Source organism: Novosphingobium sp. PASSN1 (assembly GCF_002278815.1).
The window spans coordinates 453,830-467,364 of record NZ_NKIS01000003.1; the positions used below are offsets into that span (position 1 = coordinate 453,830).

The 13,535-nt window shown below is 67.6% G+C and carries 10 protein-coding genes; all 10 read right to left on the minus strand.

Annotation, left to right across the window (positions count from 1 at the left end; genetic code table 11):
• Nucleotides 1-159: 159 nt before the first annotated feature.
• The 10 genes from CFE35_RS07915 to murD all read right to left on the minus strand — a co-directional run bounded on the left by CFE35_RS07915 (nt 160) and on the right by murD (nt 13,534).
• Nucleotides 160-2,487, minus strand: coding sequence for an SPOR domain-containing protein (locus CFE35_RS07915; RefSeq protein ID WP_292929726.1), 2,328 nt, complete (start codon nt 2,485-2,487; stop codon nt 160-162).
• Nucleotides 2,488-2,638: 151 nt separating this feature from the next.
• The gene (gene ftsZ / locus CFE35_RS07920) at nt 2,639-4,102 is read right to left on the minus strand and encodes a cell division protein FtsZ (protein ID WP_292929728.1); all 1,464 of its coding nucleotides are present in this window, start codon (nt 4,100-4,102) and stop codon (nt 2,639-2,641) included.
• 142 nt (nt 4,103-4,244) lie between these two features.
• Nucleotides 4,245-5,531, minus strand: coding sequence for a cell division protein FtsA (gene ftsA / locus CFE35_RS07925; protein WP_292929730.1), 1,287 nt, complete (start codon nt 5,529-5,531; stop codon nt 4,245-4,247).
• A 10-nt stretch (nt 5,532-5,541) separates the two neighbouring features.
• A complete protein-coding gene (locus tag CFE35_RS07930; RefSeq protein WP_292929732.1) occupies nt 5,542-6,558 on the minus strand; it encodes a cell division protein FtsQ/DivIB in 1,017 nt (338 codons plus the stop codon).
• 3 nt (nt 6,559-6,561) lie between these two features.
• Nucleotides 6,562-7,506 carry a D-alanine--D-alanine ligase gene (locus CFE35_RS07935; protein WP_292929734.1) on the minus strand — a complete coding sequence of 315 codons (945 nt, stop codon included), beginning with the start codon at nt 7,504-7,506 and terminating at the stop codon, nt 6,562-6,564.
• Nucleotides 7,503-8,399 (minus strand): UDP-N-acetylmuramate dehydrogenase, encoded by an 897-nt coding sequence (gene murB / locus CFE35_RS07940; RefSeq protein WP_292929736.1) that lies wholly within the window; start codon nt 8,397-8,399, stop codon nt 7,503-7,505. The genes CFE35_RS07935 and murB overlap by 4 nt, the downstream gene beginning before the upstream one ends.
• On the minus strand, nt 8,396-9,808 hold the full coding sequence (murC, locus tag CFE35_RS07945; protein ID WP_292929738.1) for a UDP-N-acetylmuramate--L-alanine ligase: 1,413 nt from the start codon (nt 9,806-9,808) through the stop codon (nt 8,396-8,398). The genes murB and murC overlap by 4 nt, the downstream gene beginning before the upstream one ends.
• Nucleotides 9,805-10,986: an undecaprenyldiphospho-muramoylpentapeptide beta-N-acetylglucosaminyltransferase gene (murG, locus tag CFE35_RS07950; protein ID WP_292929905.1), complete on the minus strand. Its 1,182-nt coding sequence runs from the start codon at nt 10,984-10,986 to the stop codon at nt 9,805-9,807. Before murG ends, murC begins: the two co-directional genes overlap by 4 nt.
• Nucleotides 10,987-10,994: 8 nt before the next feature.
• Nucleotides 10,995-12,227, minus strand: coding sequence for a putative peptidoglycan glycosyltransferase FtsW (locus tag CFE35_RS07955; protein ID WP_292929740.1), 1,233 nt, complete (start codon nt 12,225-12,227; stop codon nt 10,995-10,997).
• Nucleotides 12,227-13,534, minus strand: a complete 1,308-nt coding sequence (murD, locus tag CFE35_RS07960) for a UDP-N-acetylmuramoyl-L-alanine--D-glutamate ligase (RefSeq protein WP_292929742.1) — start codon at nt 13,532-13,534, stop codon at nt 12,227-12,229. The genes CFE35_RS07955 and murD overlap by 1 nt, the downstream gene beginning before the upstream one ends.
• Between the last annotated feature and the right edge of the window lies 1 nt (nt 13,535).

The window sequence follows — 13,535 nt, forward strand, 5'->3', positions numbered from 1 at the left end:
CTCAAGCGGGCAGGATTGGCCCGCTGCGAGCCATCGCGGAGCGCGGGCGCGGCGGCAATCGGGCCGCCGCGCGGGGCTGGGCAAAACTCGACTAGTCTGTTCATAAGCTGTGGAGAAGCGGGTGAGAAGCCGGGGAGAACCACAGACCCCTCCCCCGCGCTACTTCACGCCGAGGCCGTCCACTGCCTGCCCGGCCGGGCTGGTCCACTGGAAGGCGCTGACGCCGTCCTTGCGCAGCGCGCCAAGGAACGCCTGCGCTTCCGCCTCGCTGGCGAAAGGCCCTGTCAGCAAACGATAATTGCTGCGCCACGGGGTGATATAAGGCTTGCGGCCCTTGAGCGCTGAGGCCTCGCGCACGAGGCGCTGCCATTCCTTGCCCATGCCTTCGCGGTTGGAGCCGGTGAGAACCTGCACCCAGATGCGGCTGGCGTGCGCTGGTTCGGACTTGCCGTTCTTGCCCTTCTTCGCCTTGTCGGTTTCGGGCGGGCACTGGGCTTCGGCTGCGCTTTTGCCCCCACCGGACTTTGCGCCGGGCTTCGCCGCCGCCTTACCCTTGGCGGACTTGCCCTTCCCGGCCTTGTCCTTGCCTGCGGGGTCTGGGCAATCGGTCTTGAGCGCGAGCTTGTCCTTGCCTGCCTTGCTGGCCGCTTCCTTCGCGGCAGCGTCCTTCGCCGCCTTGTCCTTGCCCGCGCGGGTGACGACGGCAGGTTCCGCCGTGTCCTGATCGCTGGTGCGCGAAACGGCGGTGGGGCCATCGGGGCGTTCTCCGCGATCCTTGGCACGGGCCGAAGCAGCCTTGGTCGCGGCGGCGCGTGCTTCCTGACGCAGCGCTTCGATCCGGGCGAGATCGACCGCCTCGGTGGTTGCGGCGGCTTCCTGCTCAGGCGGCTTGAAGCCATCGAACATGCTGCGGAAATCGGCGGGCGCGCTAGCCGGGACTGGGGCCGGAACTGGAGCCGGAACTGGAGCCGAAGCCAGCGGTGCAGAAGCCTGCTGGAGCGGCGGGGCCTGAACCGGAGCGGGCGCGGGTGGGTTGCCCGGCGGCGGCGCAGCAAGAGCGAGTTGCGGGCCGGGCGCAGGCAGCGTGGCGGCAGCGACCTGGGCGGGTGCCGGGGCTGGTGCCGGTGCCGGCGTGACGGCAGGCGGCGGTACGGGTGCTGGCAGGGTTGGCGCAGGCGGCGGTACGGGTGCTGGCAGGGTTGGCGCAGGCGGCGGCGCGACTTGCGGGGCCGCTGCCACCACACGCGGGACGGGCGGCGGCGCGAGCGCCGTGCCGGGCGGCACATCGAGCTTCGAAAGCACCACCGGACGCTGCTGCTGCGCGCTTGGCGGGGGCGCTGCGGCTGGCAGAGGTGCGGGCTGCGGGGTAGGCTGCACCACCTGCTGCTGCGGCGCTGCGGCGGTGCGCGTGCCGGGTTGGAGGCCCCACGGTGCGCTGACCGCTGGCGCGGCGGGGGCAGGCGCGGGCTTGGCCGCAGCCATCGTGGTTTCGCGCCGCTCGTCCTTGCCCGGACGGCGGCGTTTGGCGCGCGAATCGCGGTCGTCGCGCCCGCGCCCGCCCAGCGCCTCACCTTGCGGCACGAGCCCGGCATCGACGCGCGGCGCGCGCGGGTGGGCCAGCGCATATTGCACGACTTGCGGATCATCGCGGCCGATGTCCGCCGCACGCGGGAAGCGGCCAAGATTGGCGGCGGCGGCCTGCTGCGCGGGCGTCAGGCGCGGCATGTAGCGCAGATAGGGCGAAATCGCGGCGGCGAGATCGGCCGGCATCGTGGCGCGGGCAATGCCTTCGGCCTCGTCGCTCTGCCCGGAGATCGCCATGATGAACGTGCGCACGCGCCACGCGCCGCGATCGCGCCGTTCGAGCAAGGGCTGGATGACGAGTTCGGCGCCGCGCCGGTCCCCCGCGATCACGAGGCTGAGCGCGTAGCGGCGGCTCGCTTCGTCGTTCTGTCCGCCTGCAATGGCCAGCTGATACTGGCGCTGCGCGGCGGCATTATCGCCGATGAGATCATAGGCGAGGCCGCGTTCGGTGGCCATTTCCGTGCGGTCGAACCCCGCCTGATCAGCCAGATCGAACCAGCGGATCGCCTCGAACGGCTGGTTCGAACGCAGCATCGCGATGCCGATGCGCGCGCGCACCCCGGCATTGCCCGGCGAAACCTGCTCGGCCCGCGTGAGGAAGCCAATTGCCGCATCGGTATCGCCCAGATCAAGCGCTGCGCCGCCGGCATCGAGCAGCGCAATCATGTCTCGCGGATCACGGGCAAGGCGGGCCAGCGCGCCGTTGAGCATGCGCGTGGGGCTGAGCGCGGTGGACTGGACCACGGGCACCGAGGTCGATTCGGCAACCGGTTGGCCCGGCAGGACACCGCCCAGCCCCGCCTGCGGCGCGGCAAACGCGCCGCCGGCCGACGCAAGGACCACGGCGACAACCGCGCAGGAAACACTGCGCCGGAGCCCGGAGCGGAGGAAACGGCAGATCATGGGGCCGACCTTATCGCGGCAGTGAGGAACTGGCAAAGCGGGCCCGGCGGCAAGAGTATGAAATTCGAAAGTTCGCATTGCGGCGAAGACCGGCTGCCCCCTAGCCGATCACAGCTGCACTGCCAAAACCCTTGCGCCGACCCGTGCTGCTTTACTGGTTGTTCTGCCGTCCGAGGAAGCGCGGGATATTGAGCGCGCTGCCATCTTCCGGATCGGCATCATCATCGCCGACACGGCCACCGCCGCGCGAGAGATTGGCCATGCGTTCGAACAAGGTGCTGCCCGGCGCGCTGCCGCCCGACGGCGAAGGCTGCGCCCGGCCGAAGCGCGGCGGGATCGGCTCTTCATCGCCGAGACCGAGCGCGAGTTCACCGGGTTCTTCGGCTGGCGGCGCGGCTTCCTGCGCATCGGACAGATCGAGCGTGAGATCGAGAGGTTCTTCTGCGGGTGCTTGCGCCGCGACCTCTACCGGTTCCTCGACTGCCGGTTCAGGCGCGGCGAAGCTCGGCGGCGGGGCGAACTGCGGCTCTTCAGCCACCGGTGCGGGTGCCGGCTCCGGAGCAGCGGCGCGGGCCATGCCGCCCGGGAATGCCGGGCCGCGCACGCCGCCCAGCATCGTCGGACGCGCAGCCGATTCAGCCATTTCAGCGCTCTGCTCGATGCCGGTGGCAACCACCGAGACGCGGATCTTGCCATCGAGGTGCGGGTTGAACGCCGAACCCCAGATGATGTTCGCGTTGGGATCGACCAGTTCGCGGATGTGGTTGGCGGCTTCATCGACTTCGAGCAGCTTCATGTCGTCGCCGCCGATGATCGAAATGATCACGCCCTTGGCGCCCTGCATCGAAACGCCATCGAGCAGCGGGTTGGCAATCGCACGTTCCGCCGCTTCGAGCGCGCGGTTCGGGCCTTCGCCTTCGCCGGTGCCCATCATCGCCTTGCCCATCTCGCCCATCACCGAGCGCACGTCGGCGAAATCGAGGTTGATGAGGCCGGGCATGACCATGAGATCGGTGATCGAGCGAACGCCCTGCTGCAGCACTTCATCGGCCAGCTGGAACGCTTCCTTGAACGTCGTCTCCGCCTTGGCGACGAGGAACAGGTTCTGGTTCGGGATGACGATCAGCGTATCGACGTGCTTCTGCAGCTCGGCGATGCCGCTTTCCGCCGCGCGCATGCGGCGCGTGCCTTCGAACAGGAACGGCTTCGTCACCACGCCGACCGTGAGCACGCCCTTGCGGCGCGCGGCCTCGGCGATAACGGGCGCCGCGCCGGTGCCGGTGCCGCCGCCCATGCCCGCAGCGATGAAGCACATGTGCACACCTTCGAGCGCACGTTCGAGCTCTTCGATCGTTTCTTCTGCAGCCGCGCGGCCGACTTCGGGACGAGCGCCCGCGCCGAGGCCCTGCGTCATGTCAGGCCCCAACTGGATGCGGTTGTCCGCGATCGAATTGTTGAGCGCCTGCGCATCGGTGTTGACGACGACGAAATCGACGCCCTCGATCTTGGCGTTGATCATGTTGGCAATGGCGTTGCCGCCCGCCCCGCCCACGCCGATGACGGTGATGCGCGGCCGCAATTCGTCGATGGCTGGCGGTCCGATGTTGATGCTCATAGCGCTCTCCCGTGCGGGTCTGCGGGGGGCCGGAAATGGAGCCCCGAATATTGGTGACCTTGCTTTGGCACGGAACCTTTCACCGAATCAAAGCTTCGACAGGTTTTTCCACAAGTAGAAAGGAATAAGCCGCCCCGGGGCATCAGAAATACTCCCGCATGGCATGGTAGATCCGCTTCACGAGGGCGAACCCTGTGTAACCACCCGTAGTTGGCCCCCAAGTTGGGCCGAGCTTGCGGATATCGACCGGATCGGCCGCCGCAAAGAGCATCAGACCGACGAGCGTGGACGAACTCGGCGTGGCATGGGCCGGCGGCAGGCCAAGCATGGTGGGCGGGGAGCCGATGCGCACCGGGCGGCCCAGGGCGGCCTGCGCATAATCCGCCAGGCCCGGCAACTGCGCGCCGCCGCCGGTGATCACGACCTGCTGGCCGCGCTTGCCATTGAAGCCCAGCGCCTTGAGCGCGCGCCCCACTTCATCGGTGAACATGCCAAGTTGCTGCGTGATCACCGACACCAGTTCGGCGCGCGGGATGCGGTTCTTGTCATCCGCATGGCGCGCCACGGGTGCGCCCTGTTCGGGATCGCCGGGCGCGCTGACGGGCACCATCTCGCGGTGATCGGCCGGGCTGGCGAGCGCGGAGCCGGCCATGCACTTGAGCCGTTCGGCCTGATAGCGGCGGATGCCGAAAGCCGAGGCGATCGCATCGGTGATATCGCCCGAACCGAACGCAATCGCTTTCATGCCGAGCATGATGCCCCCGGCATAGACCGAGACCGTGGTCACTTCCGCGCCGAATTCGATCAGCGCGACGCCCAGTTCGCGCTCTTCGGCAGAGAGACAGGCTTGCCCCGCCGCAATCGGTGATCCCACCACGGATTCAACGCGCAAGTGCGCGTTCTCGACCGTTTCCTTGAGATTGCGCACCGGGGCACCATCGGCCAGCATCACGTGGATATCGACCGCGAGGCGTTCGGCATGGAGGCCCTTGGGATTGGGCACGCCGTCTACGCCATCGAGCGTGTAGTGCGCGGGCTGCGCATGGAGCACGGTGCGGCCATCGGGCTGGATCACCTCGCGCCCGGCGATCAGCAGGTGCTCGATATCGTCGCTTTCGATCCGCCGCCCGCCGATATCAACTTCGACTTTGGCAGTGGTGCTGGCCAGCCCCGCGCCCGAGCAACCGATCCACACGCTCTGCACGCTTGCATTGGCCATCTTTTCGGCGCGTTCGATGGCATCGCGCACCGAATGGGTGGCGGCGACCATATCGGTCACGTAGCCGCGCTTGATCCCCTGCGACTGGCGGTGGCCCGACCCCATGACCACCATCTCACCACCCTCGGTCAGCCCGGCAATGATCGCCGAGACGCGGAACGAGCCGAGATTGACGGCAGCAAAGACTTTGGTGATGCGGGGAGCGGCCATGGGCTGTGCATCAATCCTGCGCGGTCTTGGTGGCGGAAGCCTTGCTGGGGGCGGCAGCGGACGCAACGGCGGCGCGCGCGGCCTGCGTCTTGGCCGCAGCGGCATTGGCCTTGGCCGAAGCATCGGCGCGCGCGGCGGCCGTCACGGCTTCGGCGCGGCCAGGCACGCGCATGTAGATGCGGTCGGCGCTGCGCATGTCGAAGCTGGCGACCTGGCCGCCGAGCAGCCGGTCCACCCCGTCCATCCGCGCGAAGGTCAGCAGCGCGCTGGCCGACTTGTCCTCGCCTTCGGGCAGGGCCAGCACCTGGCGGGTCTTGAAGGTCAGGTTCCAGCGGCGATTGCCGACCCATTCGGCCTCCGCCACTTGCGGGCGCAGCGCAGGCGCGGCATCGAGCAGGCGCACGAGATCGGGCACCCGCGCTTCCGCATTGGGTCCTGACAGCACGAGCAAGCCCTTGGCCCGCGCCGGGCTGACCGCTTCCAAGGGGCTGCCGGTCTCGTCAATCAGGGTGAGCTTGCCATCGCGGCGCAGCACGGCATGGGGGCTGCGCTCGATCACATCGACCACCAGCGTATCGGGCAGCTGGCGCGAGACGCGCGCATCCTTGATCCACGACAGCTGGAGCAGTTCATCGCGCAGGCCCGCGATATCGAGCCGGGGCATCGCCTGATCGCGATGGCCGAGCACTTTCTCGTAGATCTTCAGCTCGTTCATGCGGTTCACGCCGCGCACTTCGACGCGCTTGACCTCGAACCCGGACTTGGACGCGATCATCGCCATTTCGGCTTCGGCCAGCTGCGGCACGCCTGCCATGCTGGCGACGATCCACGCGAGCACCGCCGCACCGCCGAGGATCACGACCATCAGGATGCGGTGCAGCATATCCTCGCTGAAAGGCAGCCACTGCATGATCTGATCGATCACCGAGCCGGTCTGCCGCCGCGCGGCATGGACCTTCCGCTTGGTGCCGCTGGCCGCCGCGACCTTGCGCACCGCTTTGCCGCCCCGGCGAATGGTCTGCGCCATGGCTCAGGCCTCCTTCTTCGCAGAAGCGAGCGCGTCAGCCACAATGGCCTCGACCAGATCGCCATAATCCATGCCGAGCGCGCGCGCCTGTTCGGGCACGAGGCTGAGCGGCGTCATGCCCGGCTGGGTGTTGACCTCCAGCAGGAACAGGCCTTCGATGCCCTGCTCGTCATCCCAGCGAAAATCGCTGCGGCTGGTGCCCTTGCAGCCCAGCAGCTGGTGGGAGCGCAGGGCAATGTCCTTGCACGCTTCGGCGATCTCTTCGGGGATTTCGGCCGGGCAGATATGGTCGGTCATGCCGTCGGTGTACTTGGCGTCGAAATCGTAGAAGCCGGACTTGGGCCTCAGTTCAGTGACGAGGAGGGCCTTGTCGACGAGCACCGCCGTCGTCAGTTCGCGCCCGCGAATGAAGGGTTCGGCGAGGAGTTCGTCGAACTCCAGCCACGGGCCGATGGCATCGCGGCTGATCGGATCGCCGTAGTTGCCGTCCTTGGTGACGATGGCAACGCCGACCGAGGAACCTTCGTTGACCGGCTTCAGCACATAGGGACGCGGCAGGGGATCGCGTTCGAACAAGTCCGCGCTCTTCACGATGCGCCCGCCGGGCATGGGGATGCCGTGGTGCACAAGCGCCTGCTTGGTCAGCTGCTTGTCGATGGCGATGACCGAAGTGGCGAGGCCGGAATGGGTGTAGGTGAGGCCCATCAGGTCCATCAGGCCCTGCACCGTGCCGTCTTCGCCGGGCGTGCCGTGGAGCGCGTTGAACACGACATCGGGTGCGGCTTCGGCGAGGCGCTGCGCAACATCGCGGCCCATGTCGATGCGCGTGACGCGGTGACCTTTGGCTTCGAGCGCATCGGCGACGCCGTTGCCGCTCATGAGCGAGACGGGGCGCTCGCTCGACCAGCCGCCCATGAGGACGGCGATATGAAGTTTCGGAAGAGTCATGCCTCGCCTACCCGCTGAATTTCCCACTGCAGGTCTACGCCCGACTGCTCTTTCACGCGCCGCCGCACTTCCTCGCCCAGCGCTTCGATATCGGCGCTGGTGGCTTCGCCGGTGTTGATAAGGAAATTGGTGTGCTTTTCGGAGACTTGCGCGCCGCCGAGTGTCAGCCCCCGGCAGCCGGCCTTATCGACGAGTTCCCACGCCTTCGCGCCATCGGGGTTCTTGAAAGTCGAGCCGCCGGTCTTGCTGCGCAGCGGCTGGCTGGCCTCGCGCGCGGCGCTGATGCGGTCCATTTCGGCCTGGATGGCAGCGGGTTCGCCGGGATGCCCACGGAAGCGCGCGGCCACCACGATGCAGCCATCGGTCAACGCCGAATGGCGATAGGTGTAGCCGAGTTCGGAAAGCGGCAGCGTGGCGATCTCGCCCGAGCGGATCACCACGTCGCAATCGATCAGCACATCCTTCACTTCGCGGCCATAGGCGCCGCCGTTCATGCGCACGAAGCCGCCGACGGTGCCGGGGATCGAGCGGAGAAATTCGAGGCCCGCGATGCCGTTGTCGCGCGCGGTGCTGGAGACGAGGATGCCGCTGGCACCGCCGCCGCAGTTGAGCGTGGTCTCGTCCACACGCTCGACCTGCGCGAAAGCCTTGCCGAGGCGGACGACGACGCCGGGGACGCCGCCATCGCGCACGATCAGGTTGGAGCCGAGGCCCAGCGCCATGACGGGAACATCGGGCGCGAGACCGGCGAGGAAGCCTTGCAGGTCGGCCACGTCCTTGGGCTCGAACAGCCACTGCGCCGTGCCGCCGGACTTGAACCAGACGAGCGGCGCAAGCGGTGCATTCGGAGTCAGCTTGCCGCGAACCGGAGGAAAGGCAGTCAGCGTGGTCACGCCGCCGCTCGCTGCTGGGCAATCGCGCCAGCAAGGCCTGCCGCCCACTTGGTGATATCGCCCGCGCCGAGGCAGACGACCATATCCCCCGGCTGGATCACGCCCGCCAGTTCCACGGCCAGCGCGTCCGCGCCCGCGATCAGGTGCGCGCTGCGGTGGCCGCGCGCCTTGATGCCCTCGACCATCGCGGCGCTGTCCACGCCTTCGATGGGCTGCTCGCCCGCCGGATAGACCGGCGCTGCATAGACGACGTCGGCATCGTTGAAAGCGCCCTGGAACTCTTCCATATGATCGCGCAGGCGGGTGAAGCGGTGCGGCTGGACGACGGCGATGACCCGGCCCTGCACGCCCTCGCGCGCGGCGGCGAGAACGGCGCGGATTTCGACCGGGTGGTGGCCGTAATCGTCAATCACGGTGACGCCGTCCACTTCACCGACCTTGGTGAAGCGGCGCTTGACCCCGCCGAACTTCGCGAACCCGGTGCGGATCAGTTCTTCCGAAACGCCCATTTCCACCGCGACGGCGACGGCGGCGAGCGCGTTCTGCACGTTGTGGCGGCCGGGCATGGGTAGTTCGATACCCTCGACGCGGCGGAAGCTGCCATCGCGCTGGCGCAGAACGGCGGTGAAGCGGTTGCCGCCCGAGATGGGTGTGACAGCCTCGCCGCGCACGTCGGCCTGCGCCGAAAAGCCGTAGGTCACCACACGGCGATCGCGCACCTTGGGGATGATCGCCTGCACTTCGGGATGATCGATGCAGAGGATCGCCGCGCCGTAGAACGGCACGTTCTCGATGAATTCGACGAAGCTGTCCTTGACCTTCTCGAACGAGCCGTAGTGATCGAGGTGCTCGGGATCGATGTTGGTGACGACCGCAAGCGTGCCATCGAGCCGCAGGAACGAGCCGTCGCTTTCGTCGGCTTCGACGATCATCCAGTCGCTGTCACCCAGCCGGGCGTTGGAGCCATAGGAATTGATGATGCCGCCGTTGATCACGGTAGGATCGATCCCGCCCGCATCGAGCAGGCAGGCGACCATCGAGGTCGTGGTCGTCTTGCCATGCGTGCCCGCCACCGCGACGGTATTTTTCAGGCGCATCAGTTCGGCGAGCATTTCGGCGCGGCGCACGACAGGGATGCGCCCTTCCAGCGCCGCGACGACTTCGGGATTGTCGCGCTTCACAGCCGTAGACGTGACGACAACCGCCGCGCCCGCGACGTTTTCGGCGCGCTGGCCGATCATCACCGCGATGCCGCGCTGACGCAGGCCATCGACGACATAGCTTTCCGCCATGTCGGACCCCTGCACCGAATAGCCCATGTTGTGCATCACTTCGGCAATGCCGGACATACCGATGCCGCCAATGCCGACAAAGTGGATCGTGCCGATTTCGGTGCCGACACCCTTCATTCGGCGGTCTCCCTTGCAAGCGCCTCTCGCGCCGAGGGTGCAGCCTGCATCCCTTCCACGCGGATCACATCCATCATCGGCACACCGCCGAAGCCTTCGACCAGATCGGCCAGATCCTTGACCGCATTGGGGAGGCCACAATTCCACGCGGCATGGGCAGCATTGGCGAGCGAAAGCGGGTTGAGCGCCATCGTCTGGATCTGCTTGGCCAGTTCCTTGGGCGTGAAGCCCGATTGGCGGATCGCCCGCGCGCCGCCCGCCTTCACCATCTCGCGCGCGTTGACCGCCTGATGGTCGTCGGTCGCGATGGGCAGCGGCACGAGAATGGCAGGGCGGCCCACGGCGGTGAGTTCAGCAATGGTCGATGCGCCCGACCGGCCAATGAACAAGTGCGTTTCGGCCAAGCGGGTCGCCATGTCCTCGAAATAAGTGCCGAGTTCCGCCGGGATCTGGTGCCCGGCATAACGCGTGCGCACCGCTTCGATGTCTTCGGGCCGGCACTGCTGCGTGACCTGCAAGCGGTGGCGCAGCGCGGGCGGGAGCATGGCAAGGCCATCGGGCACGACTTCAGACAGGATCGAGGCGCCCTGGCTGCCGCCCGTGATCAACACGCGAAACAGGCTGTCCTCGGTAAACTCGGGGAAGGCTTCGCCGCGCAGCGCCAGCACTTCGGCGCGCACCGGATTGCCGACGCGGTGGACTTTGCCCCAGAGCCCCGGATCGAGCCGCTCGACATCCATATAGGCGGTCGCAATGGCATCCACGCGCTTGGCCAGCAGGCGGTTCACGCGGCCCAGCACCGCGTTCTGTTCGTGGATCACCGTGGGAATGCGCGCCGAGCGTGCAGCCAGCAGCGCGGGCAGCGCCGGATAGCCGCCGAAGCCGACGACGCAGGACGGCTGGAAGCTTTCGAACAGGCGCAGCGCCATCGCGCGGCCGCGCCAGATCGCGGCAAGCCCCTTGGCCAGCGCGATTGGGTTCTTGCCGAGGCGGCCTGCGGGCAGGACATGCGCGGGCAGGAACGCCGGCTTACCGGGGATCTTCGCGCCGCGCTCGTCCGTCACCAGCGCCACGTGATGCCCGCGCCGATCCAGCTCCACCGCGAGCGCGAATGCGGGCAGCAGGTGTCCGCCGGTGCCGCCAGCGGCGAGCACGAAGTGGCGCGAAACTCCGGGCACGTGATGTGTCATGGCCGCACGAGCTCCCTCAGGTCTGCCGTCTCGCGCGAGAGATAGGGATTGCGCCGCGTGATGGCGAGGAGGAACCCGACGCCGAGCAGAAGTGCGATGGTGGAAGACCCGCCATAGCTGATGAGCGGCAGTGTCATGCCCTTCGAAGGAAAGAGCTGGAGATTGACGAGGATGTTGATGAAGGCCTGACCTGCCAGCTGCGCGGTAAGCCCCGCTGCGGCGAGCACGGTGAACAGGTCCTCCTCGTCCGCGAGGCGCAGCATGACGCGCACCACGATGGCGCAGTAGAGCACCACGATCATCGCGCAGACGATCAGGCCGAACTCCTCGCCGATGACCGAGAAGATATAGTCGGTATGCGCCTCGGGCAGCGCCATCTTGCGGCTGCCGAGCCACAGGCCGGTGCCGCTCCACCCGCCGCTGACAATCGTGCGCATCGCCAGATCGACCTGGTCGAACTCGCTGCCGCCCGAAAGGAACGCATCGATGCGGTGCGTGGCGTTGGGATAGAAGAAATAGGCGAGCACGACGCCAAGGATGCCGCCGCCGACGCTCCAGCCGATCTTGGAGAGGCTGAGGCCCGACAGCAGCACGAGCACGAACCACACCCCGCCAAACAGCACGGTGGAGCCGAAATCGGGCTGGACCATGAGCAGCGCTGCGATCAGGCCCATGAGGGCGATGGTGATCGGAATCACCGGGATATTGGGATCGCGCACCCGCCATGAGAGGATCCACGCCACCGCGATGGCAAAGCCGGGCTTCAGGAATTCGGACGGCTGGAGGCTGAAGCCGATCCACAGCCAGCGCTTCGCCCCCTTCACTTCACCGCCAAAGATCGGCACCAGCACCAGCGCGACGAGCATGGTGGCGGCCAGGATGATCGCCAGCCGCCGCGTGGTTTCCTTGGGCAGGAGCGAGGCGACGAACATCGCGAGGAGGCCGACCGCCAGCCAGCGCAAGTGCAGCCAGAAGAAGTAGAGATCGCCCAGCGTCTTGCCCGCAGTCGACAAACGGTGCGCGCTGGCAGGAGAGGATGCCGCGACCGCGACCGTGCCGACCGCCACGAGTGTGAGCACGAGCGCGAGCAGCACGCGGTCGATCTCGCGCCACCAGATGACGAGTTCGCTGCGGCGGGTGCGGCGATAGCGATTGGTGCGCGGGGCAACGCGCACGCCGCCGCCGGGCAGCGCAGTGGCGACCTGCCGGGTGGGCTGGTGCGCATTCATCACGCGTCCCGCTCCGCGATCAACGCGGTGACGATCTGGCGGAAGCTATCGCCGCGCGCCTCGAAATCGCGAAACTGATCGAAGCTGGCGCAAGCCGGGGACAGCATCACGACATCGCCGGGCTGGGCCGCGTCCATCGCCTGCCGCACGGCATCGCACAGCATTTCGCTGCGCTGCACGGGCATCAGCGGTTCGAGGATCTCTGCGAAGCGCGGGCCTGCCTCGCCGATGGTGTAAGCCTGCACGACATGGCTGAAATAAGGGGCGCAGGCATCAAGGTCGTCGCCCTTGGGCAGCCCGCCGAGAATCCAGTGGACGCGCGGCCATGCGCCGAGCGCGGGCGCGGTCGAGGCCGGATTGGTCGCCTTGCTGTCGTTGATGAAGAGCACGCCGTTTGCCTCGGCCACGCGCTCCATGCGGTGCGGCAGGCCGACAAAGCTGGCGAGCGCGGCGCGCCACACCGGCTCCGAAATGCCGAGCCGCTCGGCAATGGCGACCGCGATGGCGGCATTTTGCAAGTTGTGCGGACCTTGCAGCGAGGGCCAATCCCCCTGCCCCGTCAGCGCAGCCGGATCGACCACGGCGACATCGCCTGCAGGCCGGTGCGCGGCGGTTTTGGCGGCAATGCGGCGCGTATCCTCATCCCCGCAGCCGAACACCGCGAACTGCCCGGCCTGCTGCATTTCGAACAGCCGCGCCTTGGAGGCGCCGTAGCCTTCGTATCCGTCATACCGATCAAGGTGATCGGGGCTGAGGTTGATGAAGGCGGCGATATCGGCCTGAAGGCTGTAGGTCAGATCGATCTGATAGCTCGACAGCTCCAGCACATAGACCCCGCCTTCGGGCAGCGGTGGCTGGCCGAGGATCGGCAAACCGATGTTGCCGCCCATTTCCGTGGGCAGGCCCGCGGCCTTGACGATGTGGTGGACCAGCGTGGTCGTGGTCGATTTGCCGTTGGTGCCAGTGATCGCCACCACTTTGTGCGGCGGCAGGCTGGCGCGGGCCTGCGCGAAGAGTTCGATATCGCCGATGATCGGCACCCCGGCCGCGCGGGCATGGGCGGCGATGGGATGGCGGTTGATCGGCACACCGGGGGAGACGACCATGCCGTCGAAGCCGGTGAGGTCGATCGTCAGCGGATCGGCAATGGTCGCCCGCCCCTCGACGGCGGCGCGCGCATCCTCGCGGCTATCCCATGCGGTGACGTCTGCCCCGCTGGCCAGCAGCGTATCCACGCTGGCCAGCCCTGAGCGCGCGAGGCCCAGAACTGCGTAGCGTTTGCCGCTGAAGGCGGGGGAGACGATCACG